Source organism: Paraburkholderia sp. EG286B, from assembly GCF_040965655.1.
GTDB lineage: Bacteria > Pseudomonadota > Gammaproteobacteria > Burkholderiales > Burkholderiaceae > Paraburkholderia.
Genome location: NZ_JBFRCF010000017.1, coordinates 64,910 through 89,476, shown reverse-complemented (window position 1 = coordinate 89,476; position 24,567 = coordinate 64,910). Strand labels below are relative to the sequence as shown.

The window sequence follows — 24,567 nt, the reverse complement described above, 5'->3', positions numbered from 1 at the left end:
CTGCGTTTTGATGCGAGTGGGTCAGTGCGACATCGGCGCCGGCGCCGGGTTCGCGTCATGCACCGCGAGGCGCATGGCAACGATCTCCTGCTGTTGCTCGACCACGATCGCCTGGGCGATCCGGCGTAACTGTTCGTTGTGTCCATGCCGCAGTTCCGCCATGGCCATATCGATGGCACCCTGGTGATGGGGAATCATTGTTGCGACGAAATCGCGGTCGATGTCGCCCGTGGGCCTGGCCGCCATCCCCGCCATCATCTTCGTCATGGCGGCGTCGTTTTCAGAGAGAAACGAGCCTTCTTCACTATCGCGAGACGATCCCGCGTCACCCGACGACGCGGCGCATAGACCGGCCAGGGAAAGCACGGCCGCACCGCTCACCGTTGCCCGCAAAACGAGTCGAATTGCAGCGTTCATGACGTCCCCTCCGTATCGGTCGAATCCCGTTCGACGTGAAGGCAAACAACGGACTCGCCGATTTACTCCATGCCTGGCGAAATTGAAGTGCGGATCGACGAACCGCGAAACGTTGGCAAACGCTTCCCGACTCACGAGCCTCGCGCGGGCCGGGTGGAATAACTTCCTTGCTAGCGCGTTCGCCCCGTGACATTCGCGTAAGCGGGCGTACCATCATTGCACAGCGCATGAAGGTCGCACGCGCGGGCCCGACCGAATGATCTTTTGCCGGGCACCGCATAGCAGATTAGCCGCGTCGCCGCGGTGAGGAGCGCTACATGGCCACGAGCATTGGGCTTCACGATCAAGCGCGGCAGCTGTTGCCGTTTCGCGAGTCGGTATTGGCGATGCTCGGCGTCGCGTCGGTTTCGATGCTGATTGCGCTCGACCAGACCATCGTCGGCACCGCATTGCCCCGCATCGTCGCGGAGCTCAAGGGCTTCGAGCTTTATGCATGGGTCGCGACGGCCTACATGCTTGCGTCGGTCATCACGATTCCGATCTTCGGGCGTCTGGGCGATCTGTTCGGCCGTAAACCCTTCATGCTCGCAGCGATCCTCCTCTTCACCCTCGCCTCGGTACTCTGCGGGATCGCGACCAACATGCTGTTTCTCGTGCTCGCGCGCGGCCTGCAGGGCATCGGCGGCGGCATCATGATGGGGACGGTATTCGCGACCGTCGCCGACCTGTTCCCCGATCCGCGGCTGCGCCTGCGCTGGCTGGTGTTCGTCTCCTCAGCGTTTGGCCTGGCGAACGTGGTCGGGCCAACGCTCGGGGGCATGCTGACACAGCACGGCAGCTGGCGCCTCGTCTTCTTCGTCAACGTGCCGGTGGGCGTGGTAGCGCTCTTCTTCGTGAATGCTTTCCTGCCGCATCTGCACCATGCCCGCGAAGGCGCGCGGCTGCGTCTCGACTGGCTCGGCGCGTGCGTCGTCGCCGTCACGTTCGGCGCGCTGCAGCTCGCCATCGAGCTTTTGCCGAGGCAGGGCTGGACGACTTCGACGATCGTGCTCGCGGTGATTGTGGTGGTCTGTTCGCTGACGCTTTTCTTCTGGGAAAAACGCATGGGCTATCCGATCATCCCCGTGGACATGCTGCTCGACCGCAAGCTCGGTCCGCTCTTCGCGATGTCGGTGCTGGGCGGGTTTGCGTTGTTCTCGCTCGTGTTCTATGTGCCGCTGCTGTTCCAGGGCGGCTATGCGATGTCGCCGCGCGCCTCGGGCATGCTGATCACGCCGCTGCTGCTCGGCACGACGGTCGGCAGTTTCGTGAACAATCGCGTGGTCACGCGCATCCGGCGCGCCAACGCGATCCTCTACGTCGGCTTCGCGTTGTCCGCTTTCGCGAGCCTCGCGGTGGTCGTGCTGCGAGGCAACGAGCCGCATCTCGTGTGGATGGCGTGCATGGGCGCGAGCGGCCTGGGGCTGGGCCTCGTGGGCACGAGCCTCACGGTCTGCTCGCAGCAGATCGTCTCGCGCGACCATCTCGGCGCCGCCACGGCGATGCTGCAATCGCTGCGCACGTTCGGCGGCATGCTGGGCACGGCGATGACCGGCGCACTGCTCGGGCATGTTTACACCATGGGCGTGAATCGCTCGCTCGACTCGTATCAGGCGACGCAGTGGTTCAAGTCGTTTGCGAGTCCCGAACTGCTCGTGGACCGCGCCGACCAGGCCGCGCTGATCAGCCGTCTCGTGAGCGCCGGCCATGCCGGCGATGCGATGATGAATTCGGCGCGCAGCGCGCTCGTGGACTCGATCCACATGGGCCTCATCGTCGCAGCCGTGGCCGCGCTGGCCGGCCTGTGTCTCGCGTGGTTCGTGCCGCCCGTGCAGGTCGGTTATCTCGAGGCGCAGCCGTAAATGAACGACGCAAAATATTTCACCGGTACTTCATTTCCACTACCGTTTAACATCTGCGTAATAAATTAGTAATTAGGGAGTAATCGACGGTAAGCATAATTCGCCGCCGTCAGTCACAAATAATCACACAGCATCAATCACGACGACGGAGCCCTCAGCATGCCCGCATCACGCCGTCGAATTGCACTGCCGGTCTACCTGGCAGTGCTTACCAGCGTTGCCGCGCTGACCGCCTGCGGAGGCGGCAATAGCGATCCCGCCACCACTGCCGCCATTCCCGCGCCGCCTGCCGACCCCGGCTTCGTGGACAACGCACCGATTATGGCGCGTTCAGCGGCAACGTGATCGTGGCCATGGACGCGACCCAGGGTGGCTTCAACGCCGCCGACACCTGGCGCAACGACATCGCCGGCTCGGGCAAGCTCACGCTGCAGGGCAGCGGCACACTCACGCTCGCGGGCAACAACAGCTACACGGGCGGCTCGCAGGTGAGCGGCGGCGTCGACCACGGCCTTCGGCAACGGCGACGTGTACGTTGGGTCCGGCGGCGGCGTGGCCGTGGCGACGAGCGCACCGTTGACGGTGGCGGGCAAGTACACGCAGCTCAACGGCACGACGCTCGAACTCGACATCGACGGCAACGGCGGCGGACGCCTGCGCGTGGGCGGCCAGCTCACGGTGGCGGGCGGCACGCTGCATGTGAAGTTCGTGAACGGCTATACGCCGAAAGCGGGCGACTCGATCGACGTGATCGACGGCAGCGGCGCATCGGTGAAATTCGCAACGGTCACGGTGGATGGTTTCAAGGCCACGCCCGTTTATTCTTCGACCGGCGTTTCGGTGAAGCTCTCGGCTTCGTGATGTAGTCACTCAGCAAAGCGGCCCCGAATCGCGATGGTTCGGGGCCGTTTTGCGTGTGAATCAGAAGCGATGCCGGATGCCCGCCGCCACGAGCACCTGGTTGCGGCCGCCCGACGGGTCGCAGGTGTTGATCATCGCAAACGCACCGGACGACGCGCGCTGATAGACCGCCTCGGTATACACGTCCGTGCGTTTCGACAGCTGATAGTCGGCCTGCAGCGCACCTTGATGCCAATGTGCGGAGGTCGCGCCCGTATAGGCATACATGCCCGCCAGCGAGAACGCGGGCGTCACCTGCCACAGCGCATTCACTTCGTAGTTGCTGAAGGCGATCGACGGGAGCGGCACGCCGCCATCGGCCTCGCTCACACCCGTATGAATGGAACGTGACCAGGCCGCGCCGAGCGTCACGTCGCCGAGCGCGTAGCTCATGCCCGCGCCAATGGTATCTTCGCGCTGCACCGCGACCTCGGTCGGCACGAGGCCCGCACCCGGCAGCACCGACGTGTCGTACGCACCCACCGAAGAGGCGCCGCGTCCGTCGATGTGCATCCAAGCCACACCGGCGCTGAACGGGCCGCCCTCGTAATGCGCGCCGAAGCCGTAAGCGCGGTTTTGCGCGAAGCGCCCCGCCGCGTTCGAAAACGCGTACATCGCGCCGGCGCTGAAACCACCGTATGTGGCGCTCGCGAACTTCACCGCATTCGAGGCGAGCCAGGAATTGTTGGCGTTGTCGTTGTCGAACGGATGCGCGAATGCCGTGCCGGCCGCGCCACCCGTCAGCGTGAACGGGGCGAAGTAGTCGTGCATCGTGTCGTACTGGCGGCCCAGCGTGATCGTGCCAAATCGTTCGGATTGCAGACCAACATAGAACGGATGGTCGTTGAAGGCTTCGCCGGAGGTGACCGAGAAACCGCGCTCGAGGCGAAAGATCGCGGCGTTGCCGCCGCCGAGATCCTCGCTGCCCTGCAGGCCCCAAAAACTGCCGTCGATCAGGCCCGAGCCTGCGCGATACTGGCTGCGGCCCGCAACGTCGCTGACATAGTCGACGCTAGCGTCGATCTCACCGTACAACGTGACCTGCTGCGCCGAGGCGCCAGCGCCTGTGAATGCCAACGCCGCCCCGCCGAGGGCGGCCAGAATGTGCTTGTTCATGAGTCTTCTTGTTTGTGCTAGTAAAGAATGCATGGACGAGCGCCGTCAGCCCTCGCTTGTTGCGGCGAGGTGACCCGACGTCGTCGTTAATCCGTCAATATCCAGCGTGCTTTTGAACAGCGAACGCCTGGTGGCCCGTGAGCGGTCTACGCCGCATCAGGGCCGGTGGTGGTGGCCGGATTGGCCCGCTTTTCCAAGGTGGGAGGGTGTGCATTGACGGCTCCTTGGGTTACGCGCCCGGGAATGAGTCGTGAAATAAACGTAGCGGGGTCTGACTTCTGGCTCGATTGACAGCCAGTCACAGTGGCGCGACCGCGCCGGATTCTCACCGGCTTCCCTGCTGCGTTTCGCTCGTGCAGCGCCTACGCGCGAAAAACAGCTGCAAGGATAGCGTAAGTTGCGGGAGCGGCCAAACCGGGTGTTTTCGCCACACGACACACGTCAAAGGTTGACGCGGCGAATGCGCGGCCATTACCCTTGCGCGCTGATGGTTCCCGGCGACGGGATCAAAAGGGAACGCAGTGCAAGACTGCGGCTGCCCCCGCAACTGTTAGCGGCGAGTCCATGCCAGAGCGTGCCACTGGGAAACCGGGAAGGCCGGCAACGGACGTCGACCCGCGAGCCAGGAGACCTGCCATCAGCCGAGTCCAGCAGCCGCAGCGGGCGGGGATCCCCAATGCGCAAAAGCACCGCCCACGCGGCGATCGCCCGTTGCACGGACAGCCCGTTTTTCAGGAGCTGTTTCCAGCCACCGCATCATGAAGTTTCGCCAATTCGTATTGACTTCCGCCGCGCTCGCCTGTGCGTGGCAAACCGCGCAGGCCGCCGACGCATCGCCGACCCAGACACAGCAGCAAGCCGGCGACGGCACCACGCTGCCCAATATCCTCGTCGTGGGCGACGCGCAGCATCTGCCGCAATCGTTCGACCAGCGCTACGCAAGCACCCAGGTGCTCACGCGCGAGGACCTCGACCGCGTCTCCCCCGCCGACCCCAGCATCGCGCAGGCGCTCGCCACGCTGCCCGGCGTCACCGTCTCGCAGACCGGCGGGCCGGGGTCGTACACGGGGGTGAGCATCCGCGGGTCGTCGGCCGACCAGGTGGCCGTGTTCATCGACGGCATACGCATTGGCTCCGTCACCACGGGCACGGCCGAATGGGCCGATCTGGCGACCGCCTCGTTCGACCGCGTCGAAGTGATCTCGGGCCCCGCAGCCGCCTCGTTCGGCGCGGATGCCGTGGGCGGCGTCGTGCAGCTCTTCACGCGTCATGCGTCGAACCAGCCGAACCAGACCACCGTCTCGTTCGGCGGCGGCTCGAACAAGACCTTCGACACGCAGGTGCGCACCTCGGGCACGATCGGCTCGACCGGGCCGCTTTCCGCACTGAGCGGCCTCACCTACTCGCTGGGCCTGCACGACTACAACACAGCGGGCATCGACGCGACGCAGCCCGGGGCCTACGGCCACGAAGACGGCCGCAATCCATACCACGCGCAGAACCTGGACGCGCGCCTTGGCTACGCGCACGACAACTGGTCGATCTCGACCTTCGCGCTCTACCACCGCTCCGATCTCTCGTACGACAACGCGGGGGGCAACGACCGCCAGCGCGACAACCAGCTCACGACCGGCCTCGCGTTCCACCTCGACATCACGCCGACCACGCAGTTCGACCAGTCGGTGGGCTACGCGACGGACCGTCAGTTCCTCTATTCGAACGACCCGGCGATCCCGACCGACGAGATCGACTCGACGCGCTTTTCCACCTCCACGTCGATCACGCATCAGGAAAGAGGCCACACGCTCTTCGGCATGCCGCTCGACGGAGAGACCAAGCTCGCCTACGACTACACGCGCGAGATGGCGTTCCTGCCCGTGGATGTGCCGGGCGGCCTGCCCGCGCGCAACGATTCGGCCGTGTCGATGCATCAGTCCACCACGCTCGGACCCGTCACGCTGTTTCTGGCGGGGCGGCATGAGATCGTGCAGGGGCAATCGGTGAATACGGGCAACGTCGCACTGTCGTGGGCGATCACGCCGGTCTACACCGCGCGCGTTTCGTACGGCAACGCGTTCCGCCTGCCGACCTTCAACGACCTCTACTATCCGGGCTACTCGAATCCCAACCTGCTGCCCGAACGCAGCGATTCGATCGAAGCCGCGCTCGACGCCACCACGTCGATCGGCACGTTCACGGCGGCCGTGTACGACACGCGCGTGCACGACCTCATCACGTACAACTCGCAGACCTTCCTGCCCGTGAACGTGGGCCGCGCGCACATTCAGGGGCTCGACCTCTCGTACAAGGGCACGCTCGGCAAGTCCACGCCAGTGAGCCTCACGGTGGGGATCCTGAATCCGCAGGACGTGACCGACCAGACCTGGCTCAATCGCCGCCCGCGCCAGACGGCGAGCCTGAGCGTCGATCACACGTGGGACGAGTTCCAGCTCCACGCGCTCAGTACCGGCGTTTCGCTGCTGTATAACGGCTCGACGTTCGACGACCAGCTCAACACGATCTACCTGCCTTCGTGGACCACGGTGAGCCTGCGCGCGTCGTACAAGGTCAATGCGCATCTCGCGCTTTCGGCCACGCTGGCGAACGTGTTCAACCGGCAGTACGTGACTGCATACGGGTACAACACGCTGGGGCGCACGGCGTTTGGCAAGGTGACCTATACGTTCTGAGCGTTGCGTGCGAGCGGGTGCGTTCAAGCGTTTCGCGCGCCCGCTCGCCTAGCCCTCGCGCTTCGGCCGCCGCACCGCGCGAATCTTCCCGCTGTTGCCGCCGCCGCAGAAAAACTGCTCGTCGCCATCGGACTCCAGCCCCGAAACGGCGGTGCCCGGCGGCATGTCGAGCTGTTCCAGCACTTCGCCCGTGCCCGGATCGATGCGCCGCAAGTCGCTCTCGTCGCCTTCCCAGGTGCCGTGCCACAGTTCACCGTCCACCCACGTCACGCCCGTGACGAAGCGGCTCGATTCGAGCGTGCGCAGGATCGCGCCCGTCTGCGGATCGACCTGATGGATCTTGCGCTCGCGATACACCCCGACCCAGAGCGTGCCGTCTGCCCACGCGAGTCCCGAGTCGCCGCCGCCTCCAGGCGCGGGAATCGTGGCAAGCACGCGGCCCGTTTCAGGGTCGATCTTGTGGATGCGGTCCTCGGCGATCTGAAACAGATGCCGGCCGTCGAAAGCCGTGCCCGCGTGTGCCGCAATGTCGATCGAGCGCTGTGTCTGGCCGCTCTGCGGATCGAGCGACGCGATGCGCTCGCCCACGGCGAACCACACCTGCTTGCCGTCGTACGAGACGCCGCCCACCTTCTCGATGCCGGGAAAAGGGCCGTACTCGCGGACGATTTCGGCAGTCGTTCGTTTCATGGTTTCCTCCTTGAATGACGGGACAGGCGTTCATCCTATTCGCCTGGCAGCGGCGCGGGGAGTAACAAGGTCGTCGCGAATCCGGGGACGGGCGGCGTGGTCCAGCGGCGCGCGCGGCCGTAGCCGAACGACTGCACCTTGTCCGCCGCGGCGAGCGAATCGAGCGCGCGCTGCACGGTGCGCTGGCTCGCGCCAAGCGCCAGCGCCAGCGCCGAACTCGACCACGATTCACCATCGGCGAGAAAAGCCAGCACGGCGGCGTGCTTTTCTTCCACGGGCCGCGCCAGCACCACCACTTCGCTCGCGTGGCGCGGCGCCAGCGCGAAGCCCTGCTGGGTCGCGCCGATCTCCGCCACGTCGCGCATCAGCGTGCGCAAGCGGCCGATTTCCACGCGCAGGCGGGCGCGATGCGTTTCGTCGGCGTGCTTCGTGCGAAAGGCGCGGGCGATGAGCGCGTCGCGCGGCACGTCGGCGGGCCACGCCTCGGCGAGCGCGCGGGCGAGCACGAACAGCACGGGCCGTCTTGCGAGTTCGATGACGGTCGGGCCCTCGCGCGCGACGTAGCGGCACGCGTCCACGACGAGCGCCTTCGAGGCGAGCAGCGCCTCGACGTCTTCCAGCAGCAGCACCCGCTCTTCACCGCGCGCGATGAGGCGCGCCGCCGGCGAGGTCAACAGCCGCGCGGCGCTCTCGATCTCGGCGCTCAGCGCCGCGATGCCCGCGTCACGCGCGGCGCGCGCGGCCGCGGAGAGCGCGCGCCGCGCCGCCTGCGTCTGAATGCGCCGCATGGCAATGCCGGCGGCGATCAGCTCGTGCGCCGCGCGCAACGCGGGCGGCAGCGGCGCGGGATCGGCTTCGGCAAGCATGCCGCCGGCCTCGTCGAGCCGGCCGATGAGCAGCAAACGGCGTATTTCCAGGTAGCGTGCGTGCGCGGCATTGAGACGGTCGCCATGGGCCTCGAGCGTTTGCCGCGCCGCAGCGAGCGTATCGGTCGGCCAGCCGAGATCGCGTGAAGCAAGCGCGATTTCGGCCTCGGCGACGACACAGCGTGCACGCGCCACGGCCTCGCGCGAGCCGAAGCCGCGCGCCGCGCTGCGCAGCAGCGCTTTGGCGCGCGCGAAGTCGCCGAGCTGCGCCATGGCGATGCCGCGCAGCGCGAGCGCGGGCGCGTCGTCGCGCAACGCGACCCGGTTCAGCGCGCCGAACGGATCACCGGCGGCGAGCGCGCGCGCCGCCGCCGTGATCAGCGAATCCATGGTCATGGGAATCCCGCCACACTTGTCACTCCCCCTCCTCCTCGGTCCGGACCTAATCTAACACGGCGATCAAACGAATCATCGATCGAACGGCATGGCGATGCGCACAGCGCGCCGCCACCATAGTGAATCCATAGGAGGACCAGGCAATGGCAACCCATACCACAGGAACGCGCGAAGACTGGCTTGCGGCGCGCATCGCACTGCTCGCAGCCGAGAAAGAACACACGCGCCGCGGCGACGCACTGGCGCAGCAACGCCAGGCGTTGCCGTGGGTGCGCGTCGACAAGACGTATCGCTTCGAAACCGAAGAGGGCGGCGCCACGCTCGCCGATCTCTTCAAGGGGCGCTCGCAACTGCTCGTTTATCACTTCATGTTCGGACCGGATTACGCGGCGGGCTGTCCGTCGTGCTCGTCGATTGCGGATGGCTTCGAAGGCATCGCCGTGCATCTCGCGAATCACGACGTGCGGCTCATGGCGGTCTCGCGCGCGCCGCTCGCGAAGCTGCTCAGCTACCGCAAGCGCATGGGATGGCATTTCCCGTGGGCCTCGTCGAGCGGCAACGACTTCAACTTCGATTTCAACGTGGCGTTCACCACCGCGCAGCAGCGCGCGGGCGACATCGAATACAACTATGCGCGCAGCGGCCACGCCATGGACATGAATCCGCCGCCCGCGCCCGTTGCCGAGTTCGCGGCGAGCTGCGGCACCGACGCGGCGACCTACACGCGCGACCGTCCGGGCCTGAGCGCGTTCGTGCTCGAGGACGGCGTGGTCTATCACACGTACTCGACCTATGCGCGCGGCCTCGATGGCGTGTGGGGCATGTACCAGTGGCTCGACCGCGCGCCGAAGGGACGCAACGAGGCCGGCATCTGGTGGCACCGGCATGACGAGTACGCAGAGAGCTGAGGCGCATCATGGATAACGTCGGCATGACGGTACGGCTGCGCGGCGGTACACCGCGCGCGATTTTCTTCGGCGTTGCGTCGCTGGTCTGCGCGGCGAGCGCGGCGGCGACGTTCGTCTGGTGCGCTTCGATGCAGGCGATGGGCGGCACGCCGATGCCTGGCGGCTGGACGATGTCCACGCTCTGGACGCCCATGTGCGGACGCACGTGGTTCGACGCCGCCGTATCGTTTGCCGGCATGTGGAATGTGATGATGGTCGCAATGATGTTGCCCGCGGTCGCGCCCGCTTTGTGGCGGTATTTCGAGGCGCTGGGCGACGCACGCGCGGCGCGTGCGGGTGGGATGACGGTGATGGCCGGTGCGGGTTACTTCTTCGTGTGGCTCGTAGTCGGGGGGCTCGTGTACGCGGCGGGGGCGCGACTCACCGCGCTGGCCGTCGAGGCGCCAGCGCTAGCGCATAGCGCGCCGGCCCTGGCCGGTGTGGTCGTCGTGATGGCGGGCGTGCTGCAGTTCTCCGCGTGGAAAGCGCGGTGGCTTGCGTGCTGCGGGAACGTGCCGTCGTGCGGGCATGCGCGGTTCGATATGCAGGCTGCGCTGCGTCACGGCCTGAAGCTCGGCCGGCATTGCCTGTACTGCTGCGGAAATTTGATGGCGGCGCTGCTTGCGGCGGGCGTGATGGATCGGCCTGCGATGGCGCTGGTCGCGGCGGCGATCGCGGCGGAGCGGTGGATGCCGGGCGGCACAAGAGTCGCACGCGGGATTGGCGCGGCTGCGATTGCGGCGGGCCTGGTGATGCTGGTGCGGGCGTTGGCTGCATAAAAAATCGCCGTTCCGCACTCGCGAAACGGCGATAAAACGCTCCGACTCTAACGTCGAACTCACGCCTCCAGACTCGCGCCTGCACACGAGTCTGATCGACGCTCCGGACTGTTACTGGCAATCCGGAGTAACAGCAGGAGGCCGACTGGATTCAACCTCCGTGCTGCTGGGCGAAGCCCGGCGCGACCGGGGGGACTCCCGGCCTCACCGCACTCCGCGCCTCTGGTGACGGCTCACATGCCGCCTAAAGGTTTCTGAACCGTCAGCTTGTTCGTCACCGAGGTCACGCCAGGAACGCCCCTGGCGATCTCGGCGGCTCTGTCGACCTGCGCCGCATCCGTGACCGTGCCATTGAGCGTAATCGCCCCATTTTTGGCACTGACGCCGATACTGCCGCCTTGAATTTCCTTGTGCTTCGCGAGCGCGCGGTACACCGCGCGCCGCAGCTTGGTGTTGCTCGGCGTCGCGGGTGCCTCGGTGCTGGCCGCCGCCGAGGCCGTAGCGCTGGGCGCGCTGGCCTCGGTTTGGGCCGAAGCGTTCAGGGACGCCGCGGCGAGCAGCGTGACGAGTGCAAGGCTGAGGGTCTTGTTAAATGTGTTCATTCCATACTCCAATGGTGGCTTCTGCTCGCGGCTTAAAAGGTATGGCGCAGGCCGACGTTGACAGCCGTGGTGTTGCGACCCGGGGCGACAGGCGTGCCGTAAATAAGCTCCTGGTTCATCTGGCCGCGGTTGGACACATAGCCGCCCTGGGCATAAACCAGCGTGCGTCCCGAGATGTTGTATTCGGCGCCGAGTACGTAGGCAGTCGACTGGTTCGAGTTGTTCCGGTTGTCCTTCAGGTAGTAAACGCCCGAAGTGACGTTGAGCGCCGGCGAGAAGCGATAGCCAAGACCGCCCGTCCACATGTCAAAATCACCGGAGACAACCAGTGACTTCGGCACCCCGTTCGTGTTGGCCGGATTGCGGCCGTTGGCGAACGAGCCCGAGACCGAGAGCCCGTGCCACGTGTATTTCGCGCCGAAATAGATGAAGCGGTTGTTGTTCTGGCCGGTTGCCGGCGCCGCAGTCGGCGGATTCGAGTACCCGTACGGGTTCGCATCGTGACCGTTGTAGTAGACGGCATCGGCGTTCAGGCCAAAGCCCGAGTACTTGAGGATGGCCGACTCGCGCGTGCCGCCCTGGGGCTGCCCTGCCACGCCGCCGGGCGCGTATTCGAGTGCAGTCGAAAGACCGTAAAACGACGGCGAGTTATAGACAATCGCATTGTCGTCGTAAAGCGCGCCAATCTGGGCATTCGTGTTGTTCCCCGCCCAGCCCGACATCGTGTTCATGGTCAGCCAGGCAGTCAGCGTGCTGCCGAAGTACTGCGCATTGCGCACGTCCGTTTCGGCCATGGCGTAGGCCATCGGCGCAAACTGGCGGCCGAAGTCGATCTTGCCGAACGGACCCGAAAGGCCGATGGTGGTGACCTGGTTGAAAATCGCGCTCGCCGTTGCCGAGCTGTTCAATCCCGTCTGCCCGTTGGAGCTGTTGAACGATCCCTGGAGCTTGAAGTTGGCCGCGTATCCGCCGCCCAGGTCTTCCCTGCCCTTCATGCCGAAGATGCTCGAGTAGATGCCGCCGTCCTTGAGCGCAAAGATAGAGCCCGCGTTGCCATTGAATAGTTTGCCGCCCACTGTCTTGGGCGCGAAGGCATGCTGCGCCGACGTGCTCTGGTAAAGCAGACCGGAGTCCACGACGCCATAAAGCGTGACCGACGATTGCGCATGCGCCGCGCTGGCGAACAGGATCAGCGCTGCCACGCTGCCGAACTTCAATTTCATTGCCTCTCTCCGTGTGTGTGGCCGCCAGGTGGACCCGGCGTCTTTTGTTGTTGCCTGATGGGTATAGCCTGAAGGGTATTGCCTGAATGAAACGCTGTGACCTGGGACCTTAACCAGCTTGCAAGTAGTGGCCGCCATATTGATCGCGCAACTGGTTCTTGAGCACCTTGCCCGTCGCGCCGATCGGAACGCAATCGATGAACAGCACGGCGTCGGGCTTCCACCATTTCGCCACGCGGCCGTCGAAGAACGTGAGCAGGTCGTCGGCTTCGAGCGCGCTGCCCGGCTTCTTCACGATCAGCAAGAGCGGCCGCTCGTCCCACTTCGGGTGACGCGCCGCAACGCACACCGCCGTCGCGACTTCGGGATGCAGGCTCGCGACGTTCTCGATGTCGGCGGAGCTGATCCACTCGCCGCCCGACTTGATGACGTCCTTGCTGCGATCGACGATCTGCATGAAACCGTCGGCATCGATCTTCGCCACGTCGCCGGTCGGGAACCAGCCGTCCTGCAGCGGCGAGGCGTAGTCGCCGCCGAAGTATTCGCTCGCGACCCAGTGGCCGCGCACCTGCAGGTCGCCGGCGGCATTGCCGTCCCAGGGCAGCTCCTCGCCCGCAGCGTCGACGATCTTCATGTCGATGCCGAACACCGAGCGCCCCTGCTTCGCCTGCAGCGCATAGCGCTCGTCTTCGGCCAGTTCGGTCTGATGCGCCTTGAAGCTGCAAACCGTGCCGACCGGGCTCAGCTCGGTCATACCCCATGCATGCAGGACGTCGACGTGATGGCGCTTCTGGAACGCCCGGGTCATTGCGGTCGGGCACGGCGCGCCGCCGATGATCGTCCGGCGCATGGAGGAAAACGAACCTGCTACCGACTCGACGTGCGAAAGCAGCCCTTGCCAGACCGTCGGTACGCCAGCCGACACCGTGACCTGCTCTTCCTCGATCAGTTGATACAGCGACTTGCCATCGAGCGCCGGGCCCGGAAACACGAGCTTCGCGCCGGTCATGCAGGCGATGTACGGCAGGCCCCACGCATTCACATGGAACATCGGCACCACCGGCAGGATCGTGTCGCGCGCCGAGCAGTTCAGCGCGTCGGGCAGCGCCGCCGCAAAGGTGTGCAGCAGCGTCGAGCGGTGGCTATAGAGCACGCCTTTCGGGTTGCCGGTCGTGCCCGACGTATAGCAGAGCGACGAGGCGCTGTTTTCATCGAGCAGCGGCCATTCGAAAACGTCCTTGTGATTGTCGATCAGGTCCTCATAGCAGAGGAGTCTCGATCCAAGGCCATGGTTGCGCGGCATATGCGCGCGATCGGTCATGGCAATGAAGAACTTCGGCGTCGTCACGCGTGACGCGACGCTTTCGATGAGCGGCAGAAACGTGAGATCGAAGAAGATCACGCGGTCCTGCGCATGCTCGATGATGTACACGAGCTGATCGGCATGCAGGCGCGGATTCAGCGTATGGAGCACGGCGCCCGAACCCGATACCGCGAAGTACAGCTCCATGTGACGGTAGCCATTCCATGCCAGCGTCGCCACGCGCTCGCCCGGCGCAATGACGAGGCTCGAGAGCGAATTCGCCATGCGGCGCGCACGCTGCGCGAGATCCTGATAACAGTAGCGGTGAATATCGCCTTCCACACGACGCGAGACGATTTGCCGAGCGCCGTGATGGCGTTCTGCGTGCTTGAGCAGCGAAGCAACCAGGAGCGGTTGCTCCATCATCAGACCTTGCATGGTTTGCTATCCTAAGTGACTTTGGTACGTATGCGGTTCTTGAGTGCGATGCCGCGCGGCTATGCCTGGCTCGAAGCCGGCGTTTCCATCACGCTCACCAGCAGCTTTCCTTCCGCGGTCCGCACAGGAAATGTCGTGAGCTTCAGCCCGCCCGCGCCCGGCATACAGCCGCTGCGCACGTCGAAGCGCAGTCCATGCGCCGGGCAGCGCACCACGCATCCTTCGAGCGGGCCGCTCGCGAGCGAGGCGCCGTTGTGAGGGCACGAATTGTCGATCGCGTGCAGCTGTCCTTCGATATTGAACAGGACGATGCTGCGGCCATCGACGAAAACCAGCTTGCGCTCGCCCGGCGCAAGTTCGTCGGCCATGCCGACCGGTACTTCACGTGTCATTCCTGTTTCCCCTCGACTTCCTTCAGCTCGCCTCAGTGCGCGACCGCCAGCGCCATCGCGCCAGCCATCGCCACCGGCGAATACACGCCCGAGAGCGAATAACCCGTGTTGAACACGAAATACGGCACGCCGTTCACCTGCGGTTCGGCATAAGGCACGCGCTGACCGGTCGGGTCCGCGAGGCGTTTCGACGCGGCGATGTGCGCCGCCAGGCTCTCGCGCTCGAGGCCGCATTCGATACCGAGACGCTCGAGCACCGCGTAATCGCCGATGTTCTGGCCTTCCATGAAATAGGCCTTGAGCACGCGGTCGATCAGTGCCGCACTCTGTTCGCGCGTGCCGCGGCTAACGGCAAACGTGACGAGGTCGTGCGCGGCCGCGGTGTTCGGCATCAGCTCGATGCGCTCGAATGCGAACTCGACACCCGCGTCGCGTCCCGCGCGCTGCACCTGCGCACGCCGTGCCGCCACCGCTTCGGCGCTGCCCAGACGGTCGCGATAGAACGCCTGATACGGCAGGCCGTCGAGCGGCGTCCACGGCAGCAGTTGATGCGAGCGCCACTGCACACGCACGCGCACATCGGGCCGCGAATTCGCGAAACGCGCGAGCGCTTCGTCCAGATTGCGCTTGCCGATCAGGCACCACGGGCAGATGAAGTCGAAGAAGGCTTCGATCGTCAGCACGGGCTGCTCGCCCGCGTCGCGACTCGCCTGCGCCGCCCACTTTTGATCAGACAAGTTCATGAATCAACATCTCCGCCATCGGCCATTCGCCGAAACCCGCTGCGGGATTCAGGTGGCCGACTTCGCCCAGGTCGACGAGGCTGCTGCCCCAGTCTTTCGCCATGGCCTCGACGCGCTCGAAGCGCGCGAGCGGATCGTTGCGGCTCGCGCCCACGATGCTCGGGAACGGCAGCGGCGTGCGCGGAATCGGGTTCCAGCCGTTCTCGGCGAGCGCATCGAATGCCGGGTAGCCCGGCGGCAGCGGCGTTTCGAGGTCGGCCGGCGCGGCGAGCAGCGCGCCGTGAATCTTGCGGCTGTGCTGCTGCGCCCAATGCACGGTGATCATCACGCCCGCGCTGTGCGCGACGAGAATGACGGGACCGTCGATCTTCGCGAGCGCCGCGTCGAGCGCGGCTACGCGCGCCGCGCAGCTGAGCTTGTCGTGCTCGAGCGGCGGCACCGAAGCGGCGTTGGGCAGCTTTTGCTGCAGCAGCGTTTGCCAGTGCTCCGCCACGTGGTCGCGCAACCCCGGGACCATCAGGATGGTCGGTGTGGTCTTCAGCGTCATTTGTAATGGTCTCCTGCGCGCTTCAATACGGCTTGTCGCCGACGATGCCGGCGCGTTCCATCTTGCGGTGGCACGGCGGGTAGTCCATCACCGCATAGTGCTGGGTGCTGCGGTTGTCCCAGATCGCGATGCTGTTCGGCTTCCAGCGCCAGCGTACCTGGTACTCCGGAATATAGGCCTGGCTCACGAGATAGCGCAGCAGGTCGCCCGCGCCCGGGTTGGCGTCCTGCCCGAAGCGCACGCGCTCGGGCGTGTGATAGTTCGTGAAGTGCGTCGTGAATGCGCTCACGAACAGCACTTTCTCGCCGGTCTCCGGATGCGTGCGCACCACCGGGTGTTCCGCATCGGGAAACTGCGCCTTCAAGGCATGGCGCTTCTCGATCGGCATGGCCGCGCCGAAGCTCGCCTCGATGCTGTGGCGCGCATACAGGCCGGCAATCTGCGCCTTGACGTGTTCCGGCAGCTTCTCGTAGGCGAGCACCATGTTCGCCCACATCGTGTCGCCGCCCACGGGCGGGCACTCCACGCAGCGCAGCACCGCGCCGAACTGCGGCGCCTCGCGCCAGGTAGCGTCCGCGTGCCACGCGTTTTCGTAGCGGTCGTTGGGCTGCTCCGGGTTCTTGTAGATGCGCACGAGGCCCGGATGGTCAGGGTCGCTGCCCGCCACCGGATGATCCTCCAGCTCGCCGAAGCGGCGCGCGAACGCCACGTGTTCGGTGCGCGTGATGTTCTGGTCGCGCAGGAACAGGACGCGGTGCTTGAGCAGCGCCGCGCGAATCTCGGCAAAGAGCCCGTCGTCGTGAACGGCATCGGCGAGATTCACGCTGGTCAGTTCCGCACCGATGGCATAGGTCAGTTGTTCGACTTTCATGCTGCGCTCCTCAGATGACGAAGACCGACGACCCCGTCGTCTTGCGTGCTTCGAGGTCGCGATGCGCCTGCACCGCGTCTTCCAGCGCGTAACGCTGGTTCAGTTCGATCTTGATGCGGCCCGCCGCAACGTGCCCGAACAGCTCGCCGGCCAGCTCGTTCTTCTCCGCGGGATCGGCGATGTAGTCCGCCAGCGCCGGGCGCGTGAGATAGAGCGAGCCCTTCATCGCGAGGATCTGCGGATTGAACGGCGGAATCGGACCCGAAGCCGTGCCGACGCAAACCATCAGGCCGCGGCGCTTGAGCGAGTCGAGCGACGCCTCGAAGGTGTCCTTGCCCACGCTGTCGAACACCACATTCACGCCCACGCCGTCGGTCAGTTCGCGCACGCGCTTCGCGACATCTTCGCGACCGTAGTACACGATGTGATCGCAGCCATGCGCGCGCGCCACTTCGCCCTTCGCCTCGTTCGACACCGTGCCGATCACCGTGAGGCCCAGCAGCTTCGCCCACTGCGAGACGATCAGACCGACACCGCCTGCCGCCGCGTGCAACAGGATCGTGTCGCCGGCCTTGAAGTCGTGGATGCGGCGCATGAGGTACGACGAGGTGAGGCCTCGCATGGTCATGCCGGCCGCCGTTTCGCACGCGATCGCGTCGGGCAGCTTGATGAGCGGGGCCGCCGGAATCAGGCGTTCGGTGCTGTACGCGCCGAGCGTGTTGATGAAGCCGGTGTAGGTCACGCGGTCGCCCACCGCCACGTTGCTCACTTCGGGGCCCACGGCTTCGACCACGCCCGCGGCTTCCACGCCCATGCCGGCAGGCAGCGGCACGGGGTACAGGCCGGAGCGGAAGTAGGTATCCGCGAAATTCAGGCCGACTGCCTCATGGCGCAGGCGGACCTGTCCGGGGCCGGGATCGCCCACTTCGACGCTCTCGTAGCGCAAGACTTCGGGGCCGCCGGTTTCGTGGAAGCGCACTGCTTTCGCCATGTTCAATCTCCTATCCTTTACTCAAACGCATTGACTCGAACCCGGTCAAGCGGACTCAAACTGCCTGTTCAATTTCATCGTTGTGCGTGACCACCGGCTTCTTCGCGCAGTGCGTTCACACGATCCAGATCGACGGCGTAATTGCGCTTGCCGATCAGGAAAACCACTGCCGCCACGAGCGGCGCAAACGGTACGAGTTGCAGCGCGCCAAGCAGGCCGATATGGTCGGCGGCCATGCCCGTGAGCACCGCGGCGGGCGCGAGGCCGAGCAGGTTGTTCGCCAGCGTGAGCGTGGCGAACGCCGAGGCGTGGATCGAGGGCGGCGTGAGGTTCGCCACCATCGCGCCCGAGGGGCCCGCTGCGCCTGCGCAGAAGAACATGGCCGCGCCGATCAGAACCAGCTGCGCCGGACCCGCCGGCATGCGCAAGCCGACCGCGAGCAGCGCGAAGCAGATCAGGCAGTACGCGATGGCGATGCTCCATTTGCGCGCGCCGTTATCCTTGCTGAAGCGGTCCGCGAGGTTGCCGCACACCACCATGCCAATGCCCGTCACCAGCACGAACAGCGCGGCGGTCGCGGCCGCTTTGCCGGTCGCCATGCCGTAGTAGCGGTTCAAAAAGCTCGGCAGCCAGCTCCACACGGCCGCCGGCACGAGCAGATGCACGCCGCTGCCCACATACGCGCACACCACGGAGCGCGTGGAAAACAGGCCCTTGAGCAGCGCGCGCAGGCTCATGCGCATGCCGAGGCCATTCGCCTCGCGGCTCACGCTTGCCGGCTGCAGCGGGGCAATGCGCTTTTCCGTCACGACGATGCGATAGATCACGACCAGCACGATCCCCATGACCGCCATCGCGCCAAACGCCGCGCGCCAGCCAAGCTGCGCCGCCACCGCACCGCCCAGCGCCATGCCGAGCACCGAGCCGAACGCGCCGCCCGCCATGAACGCGCCCGTAATCGTGGAGCGCAGACGCACCGGGAAAATACTCAACACAACGGCAATCCCCACGCTGCCATAAGCCGCTTCGCCGATGCCGACGAACGCGCGTGCAAGCAGCATTTCGCCGTAGTTCGTCGAGAGCGCGCAGCCAAGCGTGGCGATGCTCCACAGCGCCGCCATCAGGACGATGCTCTTCACGCGGCCCCAGCGGTCGGCGAGCACCGACAGCGGAAACGTCAGCACGCCCACCATCAGCGCGACCACGCTGCTCAGCGAGCCGAGCTGCGTGTCAGAAAGATTCCATGTGGTCTTGAGCAGCGGGAACACGGCATTCAGGACCTGCCGCGACATGTAATCCGAAAGCAGCAGCCCGACCGTCAAGGCGAACACCACCCACGCATAAGCGGGCACGCTCGTTCCGGTCGTCGTCAATTCGCCCGCGGTGGGCTCGGCATGCGTTGTAAGCATGGGTTGTCTCCGTGCTAGCCCGCTCTTCGTCGGGTTCCGTTGTTCTCTCAGGTCGGCCGGCGGCCGCAAGGCAAGCGCCAGACATCCGTTTCGAGGCCCGCGCCCGCGGCGCCGGGCCTCACTTCGATTACGCCGCGCGCAGCGGCAGGTTCTTCACGCCGGCCACGCGGTTCGGCGCCATGCCGTTGGCCGCGAGCGTTTCGTCGACCGTCTCGTACTGCACGCCAATGCGGTAGATCTCGCGCGCTTCCTTGCCCGTGGCGATTTCGCGGCCCAGTTCGCGCGCCACGCGCACGCACTGCTCGATCTGCTGCACCGACGTGAAGCGCTTGCCGTGCTGGTCGATGATCGTATCTTCAATGCCGCAGCGCGGGTGCAGGCCCATGGACATCGCCATCATGTTGAACGGCAGCACGTTCTTGAGCAGCGACTCGGCGGTGACGGTACAGCCATCGGGCGCACGATGCACGAAGTTGAAGAAGTTGAACGGGTTCGGGCCGTCGAAGCCGCCGCCGATGCCGATCCACGTGAGGTTCAGCGGACCCTTGTACGCGCCCTTGCGCACGAGGCGGTCGAGCGTTTCGAGCGCGTGGATGCCCGTAAGCTGGAAGTGCGGCTGGATGCCCGAAGCCTGCAGGCGGCGCAGATGCTCCTCCACCCATGCCGGGCCGGCCGGCACCGTCATTTCGCTGTACGCGGCCATGAGCGCCGGATGCGCCAGCGACGTGCCCTCCAGGTATTCCGGATAGAGCAGCTCCATGATGTTCATCTGCGTGGTGTTGATCGCCACAGTCACCTGGTCCGGCTTCGGTTCGAGATCGGCCAGCATGTGGCGCGTGTCGTCCGAAAGCCACTTGGCGGCCTGGCCATCGTCTTCCGGCGCGAACGAGATCGAGCCGCCCACCTGGATGATCATGTCCGGCACCGCAGCGCGCACGCCTGCGATCAGCTCGTTGAACTTCGACAGGCGCTTGGAGCCCTTGCCGTCGAGTTCGCGCACGTGCAGGTGCAGCACCGTTGCGCCCGCGTTGTAGCAGTCCACGGCCTTCTGGATCTGTTCTTCCATCGTCACCGGAATGTCTTCCGGGAAGTCTTCGGGCATCCATTCCGGGCCATACGGCGCGGTGGTAATCACAACCTTGTCCTGGTTCTCGGGGTGCAGCGAATCGTCGAGGAATTGCATCGTGTTCTCCAATATGGGTGACGGGATTTCAACGTTTGGCAACGTGGCCAGGAGCCTGAAATACCGCTCGGAACGTGGCTGAACCGTTGAGATGCACGATACGGCAATCCTGCGCTACACTTTTCTGATCGCACGCCATCGTTTTAGCTTTTCGCGCCACCAGGCGTTAACACCGAGATAAGCGCAAGCCCATGTTTGGCGGGCTGAAGAAGCGCAACGAGGCTGCAGCAAAGAGGAGACACGACAATGGAAACGACGCTGAGCTCGGTCTCGCTGAGCGGCTATTTCGACGTGGCAAAGCGCGTGGGACTGAACCCGGTCGAGCTTGCCCACGAGACGGGCGTGGACGCCGCAGCGCTCGCGAACCCCGATCACCGCATTCCCGCCGCCGCCGCGTGCCGGTTGCTCGAGCGTTCGGCGGAAAAGGCGGCGTGCCCGACCTTCGCGCTGCAAATGGCCGAGACGCGCCACAAGTTCGGCAGCGGCGTGGTCAACATTCTGCTCGCGCACAAGCGCACGCTGCGCGAGGTGCTGCTCGCCACGGCCGAATACCGGCACCTGCTCAACGAAGCGCTCGCGGTGTACGTCGAAGACGCGGGCGCAACCGTCACGATCCGCGAGGAACTGGTCGTCGATCCGGGCACGCCGACCTACCAGGCCATCGAACTCGCCGTGGGCGTGCTCGCGCGCCACTCCAGCGCGCTGCTGGGCGAGCACTGGAAACCGCGCGCGGTGCACTTCGTTCACCGGTCGCCGCCCAGCCTCACGTTTCACCGGCGTTTTTTCGGCTGTCCGCTGGAATTCGGCAGCGACTTCAACGGCATCGTCTGCACGGCCGCCGACCTCGACTACCCGAACCCCGCCGCCGACCCGGAACTGGTGCGCTACGCGGAGAGCCTCGCCGAATCGCTCAACGCGACGGGCGTCGATTCCACGGCGCTCGAAGTGCGCAAGGCGATCTACCTGCTGCTGCCGCTCGAGCAGGCCAGCGTCGAAGGCGTGGCCGCGCATCTGCGGCTGAGCGTGCGCACCATGCAGCGCCAGCTCGGGGTCGCCGATACGAGCTTCACGCGGCTCGTGGAGGAAGTGCGTGGCGAACTTGCCGTGCGCTACATGAGCAACCCGCGCTATCCCATTGGACGTGTGTCCGACCTGCTCGGCTACGCCCAGCAGGGCTCGTTCACGAACTGGTTCAGCGCGCGCTTCGGCATGACGCCGCGCGACTGGCGCAATAGCCATTTGAAGTGACGGGACGACGGCGCGCGTGCCCTGCGCGCTGGTCCCCTGGCCCCTCAGCCCGTATGCGGAAGCGGGTGCAGCTCAGTCGCGTCGGCATCGAACGTGGTCATGAGCCGCACCAGATCGGCAAGCGAGTTCGCCTTCATCTTCTCCATGACGCGCGCCCGGTGAATCTTGATCGTTTTTTCCGCCGCGCCCAGCTCGTCGGCCACGAGCTTGTTCGGCCGGCCCGTCACCACGAGCGCCATGACCTCGCGCTCGCGTGGCGTGAGCTTTTCCACCCGGCGCTGGATCTCCGCGCGCTGCTCGCGTTGTTCGAACAGATGGCAGGCGAGTTCGAGCGCGCGCGACGTGGCTTCGAACAGCACCTGCGCGTCGATCGGCTTCGTCAGGAAATCCGAAGCGCCCGCCTTCATCGCCCGCACCGCCGTATTCATGTCGCCGTGGCCCGAAACGAAGACGATCGGCACCCTGCCCTCGAGCTGCTGCTGCAATTCAATGCCGCTCAAGTCGGGCAACTGGAGATCGAGCAGCAGGCAGGCAGGCGCGCTCGCCAGATCCGCGCCGTGCAGGAAGGCGCTGGCGCTGCCGTAGGCCTCCACCGTGTAGCCGCCGGATCGCAGCAAGCGGCAGAGTGCGTTGCGAACGTGCTCGTCGTCGTCCACGACGAACACGATGGAAGCTGGCGAATTCATGGTGAAAAACGCGTAGTCGTCTGCACGCACGCGCCCTCCGCGGGAAGTTCGATATGGAACGTCAGGCCGCTATCGACGTTGCGCTCGGCCCAGAGCTGGCCGCCGTGCGCCATCACGATGGTGCGGCTGATCGAGAGGCCCAGACCCAGCCCTTGCGGCTTGGACGTCATGAACGGCTTGAACAGCGTGACGAGCCGGTCGGCGTCGACACCCGGCCCATGATCGCGGATGGCGAGGCGCACCTTGCCGCGATCCTCGCTCGTCGTGACGACGATGCCTACCCGGCGATCTTCGGCGCGGCAGTCGTGCACTGCATCGAGTGCATTCAGCAGCAAATTGACGAGCACCTGCTGCAGTTGAACCGCATCGCCATGCACTTGCGGCAGGCCGTCGTCGATGCGCGCGCCCACTGCCGCGCCACAGGTCTCCGTCTCGCGGCGCAGCAGGCGCACCACGTCGCGCACGAGGCTGCCGACATCGACCGGGCACAGTTCGGGCGGCTCGCAGCGCGCGGACTGGCGCATCTTGCGGATGATCGCGTGCGCCCGCGTGCTGTCGGATACGACTTCGCCAAGCAGTTCCCGCAGGTCGCTCATGGCCGGCGGGCTCTGGGCGAGAAACCGCTGCGCGGCCTGCGCGTTGCTGAGAATGGCCGTGAGCGGCTGGTCGACTTCGTGCGCCAGCGCGGCGGCCATGTCGCCCACTTCGGACGCCCGTTCCCGACGCAGCCGGCGTGGCTCGCTGCTGGACTCCGCGAGCGTCGTGTCGTGACTTTCCGGTTCGATGACGACCACCATGCGCCCCGTGGGACCGGCCGCGAGCGACGCCGAAGCGCTCACATGCACGTCGATATCGGCGCCGTTCTTCGAGCGCGCGATGGCCACGCGCGTCACGCTATGCGGCAGCCCGTCCGCGGACTTCAGTGCGCCGAACGATACGGGGCGCGCGTCTCTACGCCAGGCCACGAGCACGTTTTCGATGCGCATGCCGGTCAACTCGCCCAGGGCGTAGCCGAGCACGCGGGTGGCCATGCCATTGGCCCATGCGACGCTGCCCGCTTCGTCGATCACGAGCGCCGCCGCGGGCACGACTTCGAGAACGCTATGCAGGCTTTGCGCAATGGCCTGCGTGGCCTGCGCCGTTGTGTGGCCGGTGTTGCGAGCGGCCAAAGCCTTCCCGTTCGGAAGCGTGCGTGGCTTGATCCTGTCGAGCCACGCCAGCAGGCTGGCCGCTGCGTGCTCGGCTCTCGATCTGTTCAGTTTTAGTTTTTCGTTCCCCATGTCTGCCCTGATCACGGTGTCCTCCGGCTACGCTGCCCTGCTGCGGCAGCCTGCGAAACGTTTTCAAACGCTTCAGCGCCCAGGCGGGGCGGATTTGACGAGCACCAGAATTCCGGCCATTCGCGGGGCAGGCTGCGCCCCAATACTGACTACCGCCTACTTTTGATTTTCGAAGAACGCTCCGGCAGTTGCGGAGACTGAGTCAGTCGTTGAAGAAAAGAACGGATGGGATCATGATTGCGGAACCGCGTCACTGTGCGCTTTCACCGCGCGTTAATTATATGAAAGAAATTGCCGATGATTCGTTCCATGCGCAATTGTTTTCGATAACTTTTCCCGCATACAACGCCTTTCAAGCGCCCCATGCCTTGAATGCGCTTGCACCGGCCTATATACACTGACTATTAGCCGGAAATATTTGCGAACGTTTTATTTGATTTCTGTAAATGGCTCGCGCAATCACTTCCATTCAATATGAATAGTGATCATGCAGTTTGTATCTTGAATTATCTATGCTGTTTTTTATGAAATAGCCGCGGCCATTATTTCGATCTGGAAATGAATGCGCTAAATGGCCGTGCAAGATCCGTCACAGCTCGAACGCGTGACGGATCGTTGGGTGCCGTTGTCGATCAAGGCGCCGAAGCCGGGGCGGCTGCACTCGCCGCATGATGCTGCGTCGAATTTTGCTGCCCGTGCTGCTGGGACTGGTTCGAACGGGCCTTGTGCTCCGCTTTGCGCTGCACGTCCCGCATCTGCTTCGTACCCATCGTTCCCGCTTGCGCAAATACTTCAGACATGAAGGCGGGCGCATACAGCAGGAGCGCCATCGCACACAGCGCAAAACGCATCTTCATTTGGATCTCCAGGTAGCGGCGCTGCCAGCCTCGACGAGTGAATAGCATCATTGCGCCGCCAATGCGGTGTCAATAGGACTCTGGTCCGATTG

The 24,567-nt window shown here is 65.2% G+C and carries 24 protein-coding genes, 1 pseudogene and 2 riboswitches; of the genes and pseudogenes, 8 read left to right on the top strand and 17 right to left on the bottom strand.

The features are described from left to right. Nucleotides 1-21: 21 nt before the first annotated feature. Entirely contained in the window at nt 22-417 is a 396-nt protein-coding gene (locus AB4Y42_RS30830; RefSeq protein WP_368696271.1) for a DUF305 domain-containing protein, read from the bottom strand. A 317-nt stretch (nt 418-734) separates the two neighbouring features. Here AB4Y42_RS30830 and AB4Y42_RS30825 point away from each other — a divergent pair, with 317 nt between their 5' ends. From AB4Y42_RS30825 to AB4Y42_RS30815, 3 genes and pseudogenes are all read left to right on the top strand, one after another. Further along, nucleotides 735-2,318 carry an MFS transporter gene (locus AB4Y42_RS30825; RefSeq protein ID WP_368696270.1) on the top strand — a complete coding sequence of 528 codons (1,584 nt, stop codon included), beginning with the start codon at nt 735-737 and terminating at the stop codon, nt 2,316-2,318. 159 nt (nt 2,319-2,477) lie between these two features. Continuing rightward, entirely contained in the window at nt 2,478-2,663 is a 186-nt protein-coding gene (locus AB4Y42_RS30820) for a hypothetical protein (protein ID WP_368696269.1), read from the top strand. After that, nucleotides 2,639-3,179, top strand: a pseudogene (locus tag AB4Y42_RS30815) (autotransporter-associated beta strand repeat-containing protein); the annotation flags it as partial. The gene AB4Y42_RS30820 and the pseudogene AB4Y42_RS30815, both read left to right, overlap by 25 nt. Before the next feature lie 60 nt (nt 3,180-3,239). On the opposite strand, the gene AB4Y42_RS30810 reads toward AB4Y42_RS30815, so the two are convergent. Further along, on the bottom strand, nt 3,240-4,334 hold the full coding sequence (locus AB4Y42_RS30810) for a porin (RefSeq protein ID WP_368696268.1): 1,095 nt from the start codon (nt 4,332-4,334) through the stop codon (nt 3,240-3,242). A 246-nt stretch (nt 4,335-4,580) separates the two neighbouring features. Continuing rightward, nucleotides 4,581-4,715: riboswitch (cobalamin riboswitch) on the bottom strand. Between the two features lie 90 nt (nt 4,716-4,805). Then, nucleotides 4,806-4,988: riboswitch (cobalamin riboswitch) on the top strand. Between the two features lie 104 nt (nt 4,989-5,092). Here AB4Y42_RS30810 and AB4Y42_RS30805 point away from each other — a divergent pair. After that, nucleotides 5,093-7,024: a TonB-dependent receptor gene (locus tag AB4Y42_RS30805; RefSeq protein ID WP_368696267.1), complete on the top strand. Its 1,932-nt coding sequence runs from the start codon at nt 5,093-5,095 to the stop codon at nt 7,022-7,024. Nucleotides 7,025-7,072: 48 nt separating this feature from the next. Here the strand turns inward: AB4Y42_RS30805 and AB4Y42_RS30800 are convergent, their stop codons facing one another. Further along, nucleotides 7,073-7,714 carry a glutamine cyclotransferase gene (locus AB4Y42_RS30800; RefSeq protein WP_368696266.1) on the bottom strand — a complete coding sequence of 214 codons (642 nt, stop codon included), beginning with the start codon at nt 7,712-7,714 and terminating at the stop codon, nt 7,073-7,075. Between the two features lie 35 nt (nt 7,715-7,749). Next, nucleotides 7,750-8,970 (bottom strand): helix-turn-helix domain-containing protein, encoded by a 1,221-nt coding sequence (locus AB4Y42_RS30795; protein WP_368696265.1) that lies wholly within the window; start codon nt 8,968-8,970, stop codon nt 7,750-7,752. Nucleotides 8,971-9,119: 149 nt separating this feature from the next. On the opposite strand from AB4Y42_RS30795, the gene AB4Y42_RS30790 reads away from it, so the two are divergent. Together AB4Y42_RS30790 and AB4Y42_RS30785 are read left to right on the top strand one after the other, a co-directional pair. Beyond that, the gene (locus AB4Y42_RS30790) at nt 9,120-9,884 is read left to right on the top strand and encodes a DUF899 domain-containing protein (protein WP_368696264.1); all 765 of its coding nucleotides are present in this window, start codon (nt 9,120-9,122) and stop codon (nt 9,882-9,884) included. A gap of 8 nt (nt 9,885-9,892) precedes the next feature. After that, entirely contained in the window at nt 9,893-10,702 is an 810-nt protein-coding gene (locus tag AB4Y42_RS30785) for a DUF2182 domain-containing protein (protein WP_368696263.1), read from the top strand. A gap of 233 nt (nt 10,703-10,935) precedes the next feature. Here AB4Y42_RS30785 and AB4Y42_RS30780 read toward each other — a convergent pair whose 3' ends face one another. The 10 genes from AB4Y42_RS30780 to AB4Y42_RS30735 form a co-directional block, all read right to left on the bottom strand. Next, nucleotides 10,936-11,304 (bottom strand): BON domain-containing protein, encoded by a 369-nt coding sequence (locus AB4Y42_RS30780; protein WP_368689948.1) that lies wholly within the window; start codon nt 11,302-11,304, stop codon nt 10,936-10,938. Between the two features lie 32 nt (nt 11,305-11,336). After that, entirely contained in the window at nt 11,337-12,527 is a 1,191-nt protein-coding gene (locus tag AB4Y42_RS30775; RefSeq protein ID WP_368696262.1) for a porin, read from the bottom strand. A 109-nt stretch (nt 12,528-12,636) separates the two neighbouring features. After that, nucleotides 12,637-14,268: a 3-(methylthio)propionyl-CoA ligase gene (locus AB4Y42_RS30770; RefSeq protein ID WP_368696261.1), complete on the bottom strand. Its 1,632-nt coding sequence runs from the start codon at nt 14,266-14,268 to the stop codon at nt 12,637-12,639. A gap of 59 nt (nt 14,269-14,327) precedes the next feature. After that, on the bottom strand, nt 14,328-14,660 hold the full coding sequence (locus tag AB4Y42_RS30765) for a Rieske (2Fe-2S) protein (RefSeq protein WP_368696260.1): 333 nt from the start codon (nt 14,658-14,660) through the stop codon (nt 14,328-14,330). 32 nt (nt 14,661-14,692) lie between these two features. Next, complete coding sequence (locus AB4Y42_RS30760; RefSeq protein ID WP_368696259.1) at nt 14,693-15,403, bottom strand: DsbA family oxidoreductase; 711 nt, start codon at nt 15,401-15,403, stop codon at nt 14,693-14,695. Next, nucleotides 15,390-15,950 carry an RBBP9/YdeN family alpha/beta hydrolase gene (locus AB4Y42_RS30755; protein WP_368689943.1) on the bottom strand — a complete coding sequence of 187 codons (561 nt, stop codon included), beginning with the start codon at nt 15,948-15,950 and terminating at the stop codon, nt 15,390-15,392. Before AB4Y42_RS30755 ends, AB4Y42_RS30760 begins: the two co-directional genes overlap by 14 nt. A 22-nt stretch (nt 15,951-15,972) precedes the next feature. After that, the gene (locus AB4Y42_RS30750; RefSeq protein WP_368689942.1) at nt 15,973-16,821 is read right to left on the bottom strand and encodes a TauD/TfdA dioxygenase family protein; all 849 of its coding nucleotides are present in this window, start codon (nt 16,819-16,821) and stop codon (nt 15,973-15,975) included. A gap of 10 nt (nt 16,822-16,831) precedes the next feature. Continuing rightward, nucleotides 16,832-17,812 (bottom strand): quinone oxidoreductase, encoded by a 981-nt coding sequence (locus AB4Y42_RS30745; protein WP_368689941.1) that lies wholly within the window; start codon nt 17,810-17,812, stop codon nt 16,832-16,834. 74 nt (nt 17,813-17,886) lie between these two features. After that, entirely contained in the window at nt 17,887-19,221 is a 1,335-nt protein-coding gene (locus AB4Y42_RS30740; protein WP_368689940.1) for an MFS transporter, read from the bottom strand. A gap of 127 nt (nt 19,222-19,348) precedes the next feature. Beyond that, nucleotides 19,349-20,404 carry a 3-keto-5-aminohexanoate cleavage protein gene (locus AB4Y42_RS30735; protein ID WP_324140444.1) on the bottom strand — a complete coding sequence of 352 codons (1,056 nt, stop codon included), beginning with the start codon at nt 20,402-20,404 and terminating at the stop codon, nt 19,349-19,351. 246 nt (nt 20,405-20,650) lie between these two features. On the opposite strand from AB4Y42_RS30735, the gene AB4Y42_RS30730 reads away from it, so the two are divergent. Further along, nucleotides 20,651-21,652 carry an AraC family transcriptional regulator gene (locus tag AB4Y42_RS30730; protein WP_368696258.1) on the top strand — a complete coding sequence of 334 codons (1,002 nt, stop codon included), beginning with the start codon at nt 20,651-20,653 and terminating at the stop codon, nt 21,650-21,652. A gap of 44 nt (nt 21,653-21,696) precedes the next feature. On the opposite strand, the gene AB4Y42_RS30725 is transcribed toward AB4Y42_RS30730, so the two are convergent. Together AB4Y42_RS30725 and AB4Y42_RS30720 are read right to left on the bottom strand one after the other, a co-directional pair. After that, nucleotides 21,697-22,338 (bottom strand): response regulator transcription factor, encoded by a 642-nt coding sequence (locus AB4Y42_RS30725; protein ID WP_368689938.1) that lies wholly within the window; start codon nt 22,336-22,338, stop codon nt 21,697-21,699. Further along, the gene (locus AB4Y42_RS30720; RefSeq protein ID WP_368696257.1) at nt 22,335-23,507 is read right to left on the bottom strand and encodes a nitrogen regulation protein NR(II); all 1,173 of its coding nucleotides are present in this window, start codon (nt 23,505-23,507) and stop codon (nt 22,335-22,337) included. Before AB4Y42_RS30720 ends, AB4Y42_RS30725 begins: the two co-directional genes overlap by 4 nt. Before the next feature lie 344 nt (nt 23,508-23,851). Here AB4Y42_RS30720 and AB4Y42_RS30715 point away from each other — a divergent pair, with 344 nt between their 5' ends. Beyond that, nucleotides 23,852-24,019: a hypothetical protein gene (locus tag AB4Y42_RS30715; RefSeq protein WP_368696256.1), complete on the top strand. Its 168-nt coding sequence runs from the start codon at nt 23,852-23,854 to the stop codon at nt 24,017-24,019. A gap of 231 nt (nt 24,020-24,250) precedes the next feature. Here the strand turns inward: AB4Y42_RS30715 and AB4Y42_RS30710 are convergent, their stop codons facing one another. Then, nucleotides 24,251-24,475 (bottom strand): hypothetical protein, encoded by a 225-nt coding sequence (locus tag AB4Y42_RS30710; RefSeq protein WP_368696255.1) that lies wholly within the window; start codon nt 24,473-24,475, stop codon nt 24,251-24,253. Between the last annotated feature and the right edge of the window lie 92 nt (nt 24,476-24,567).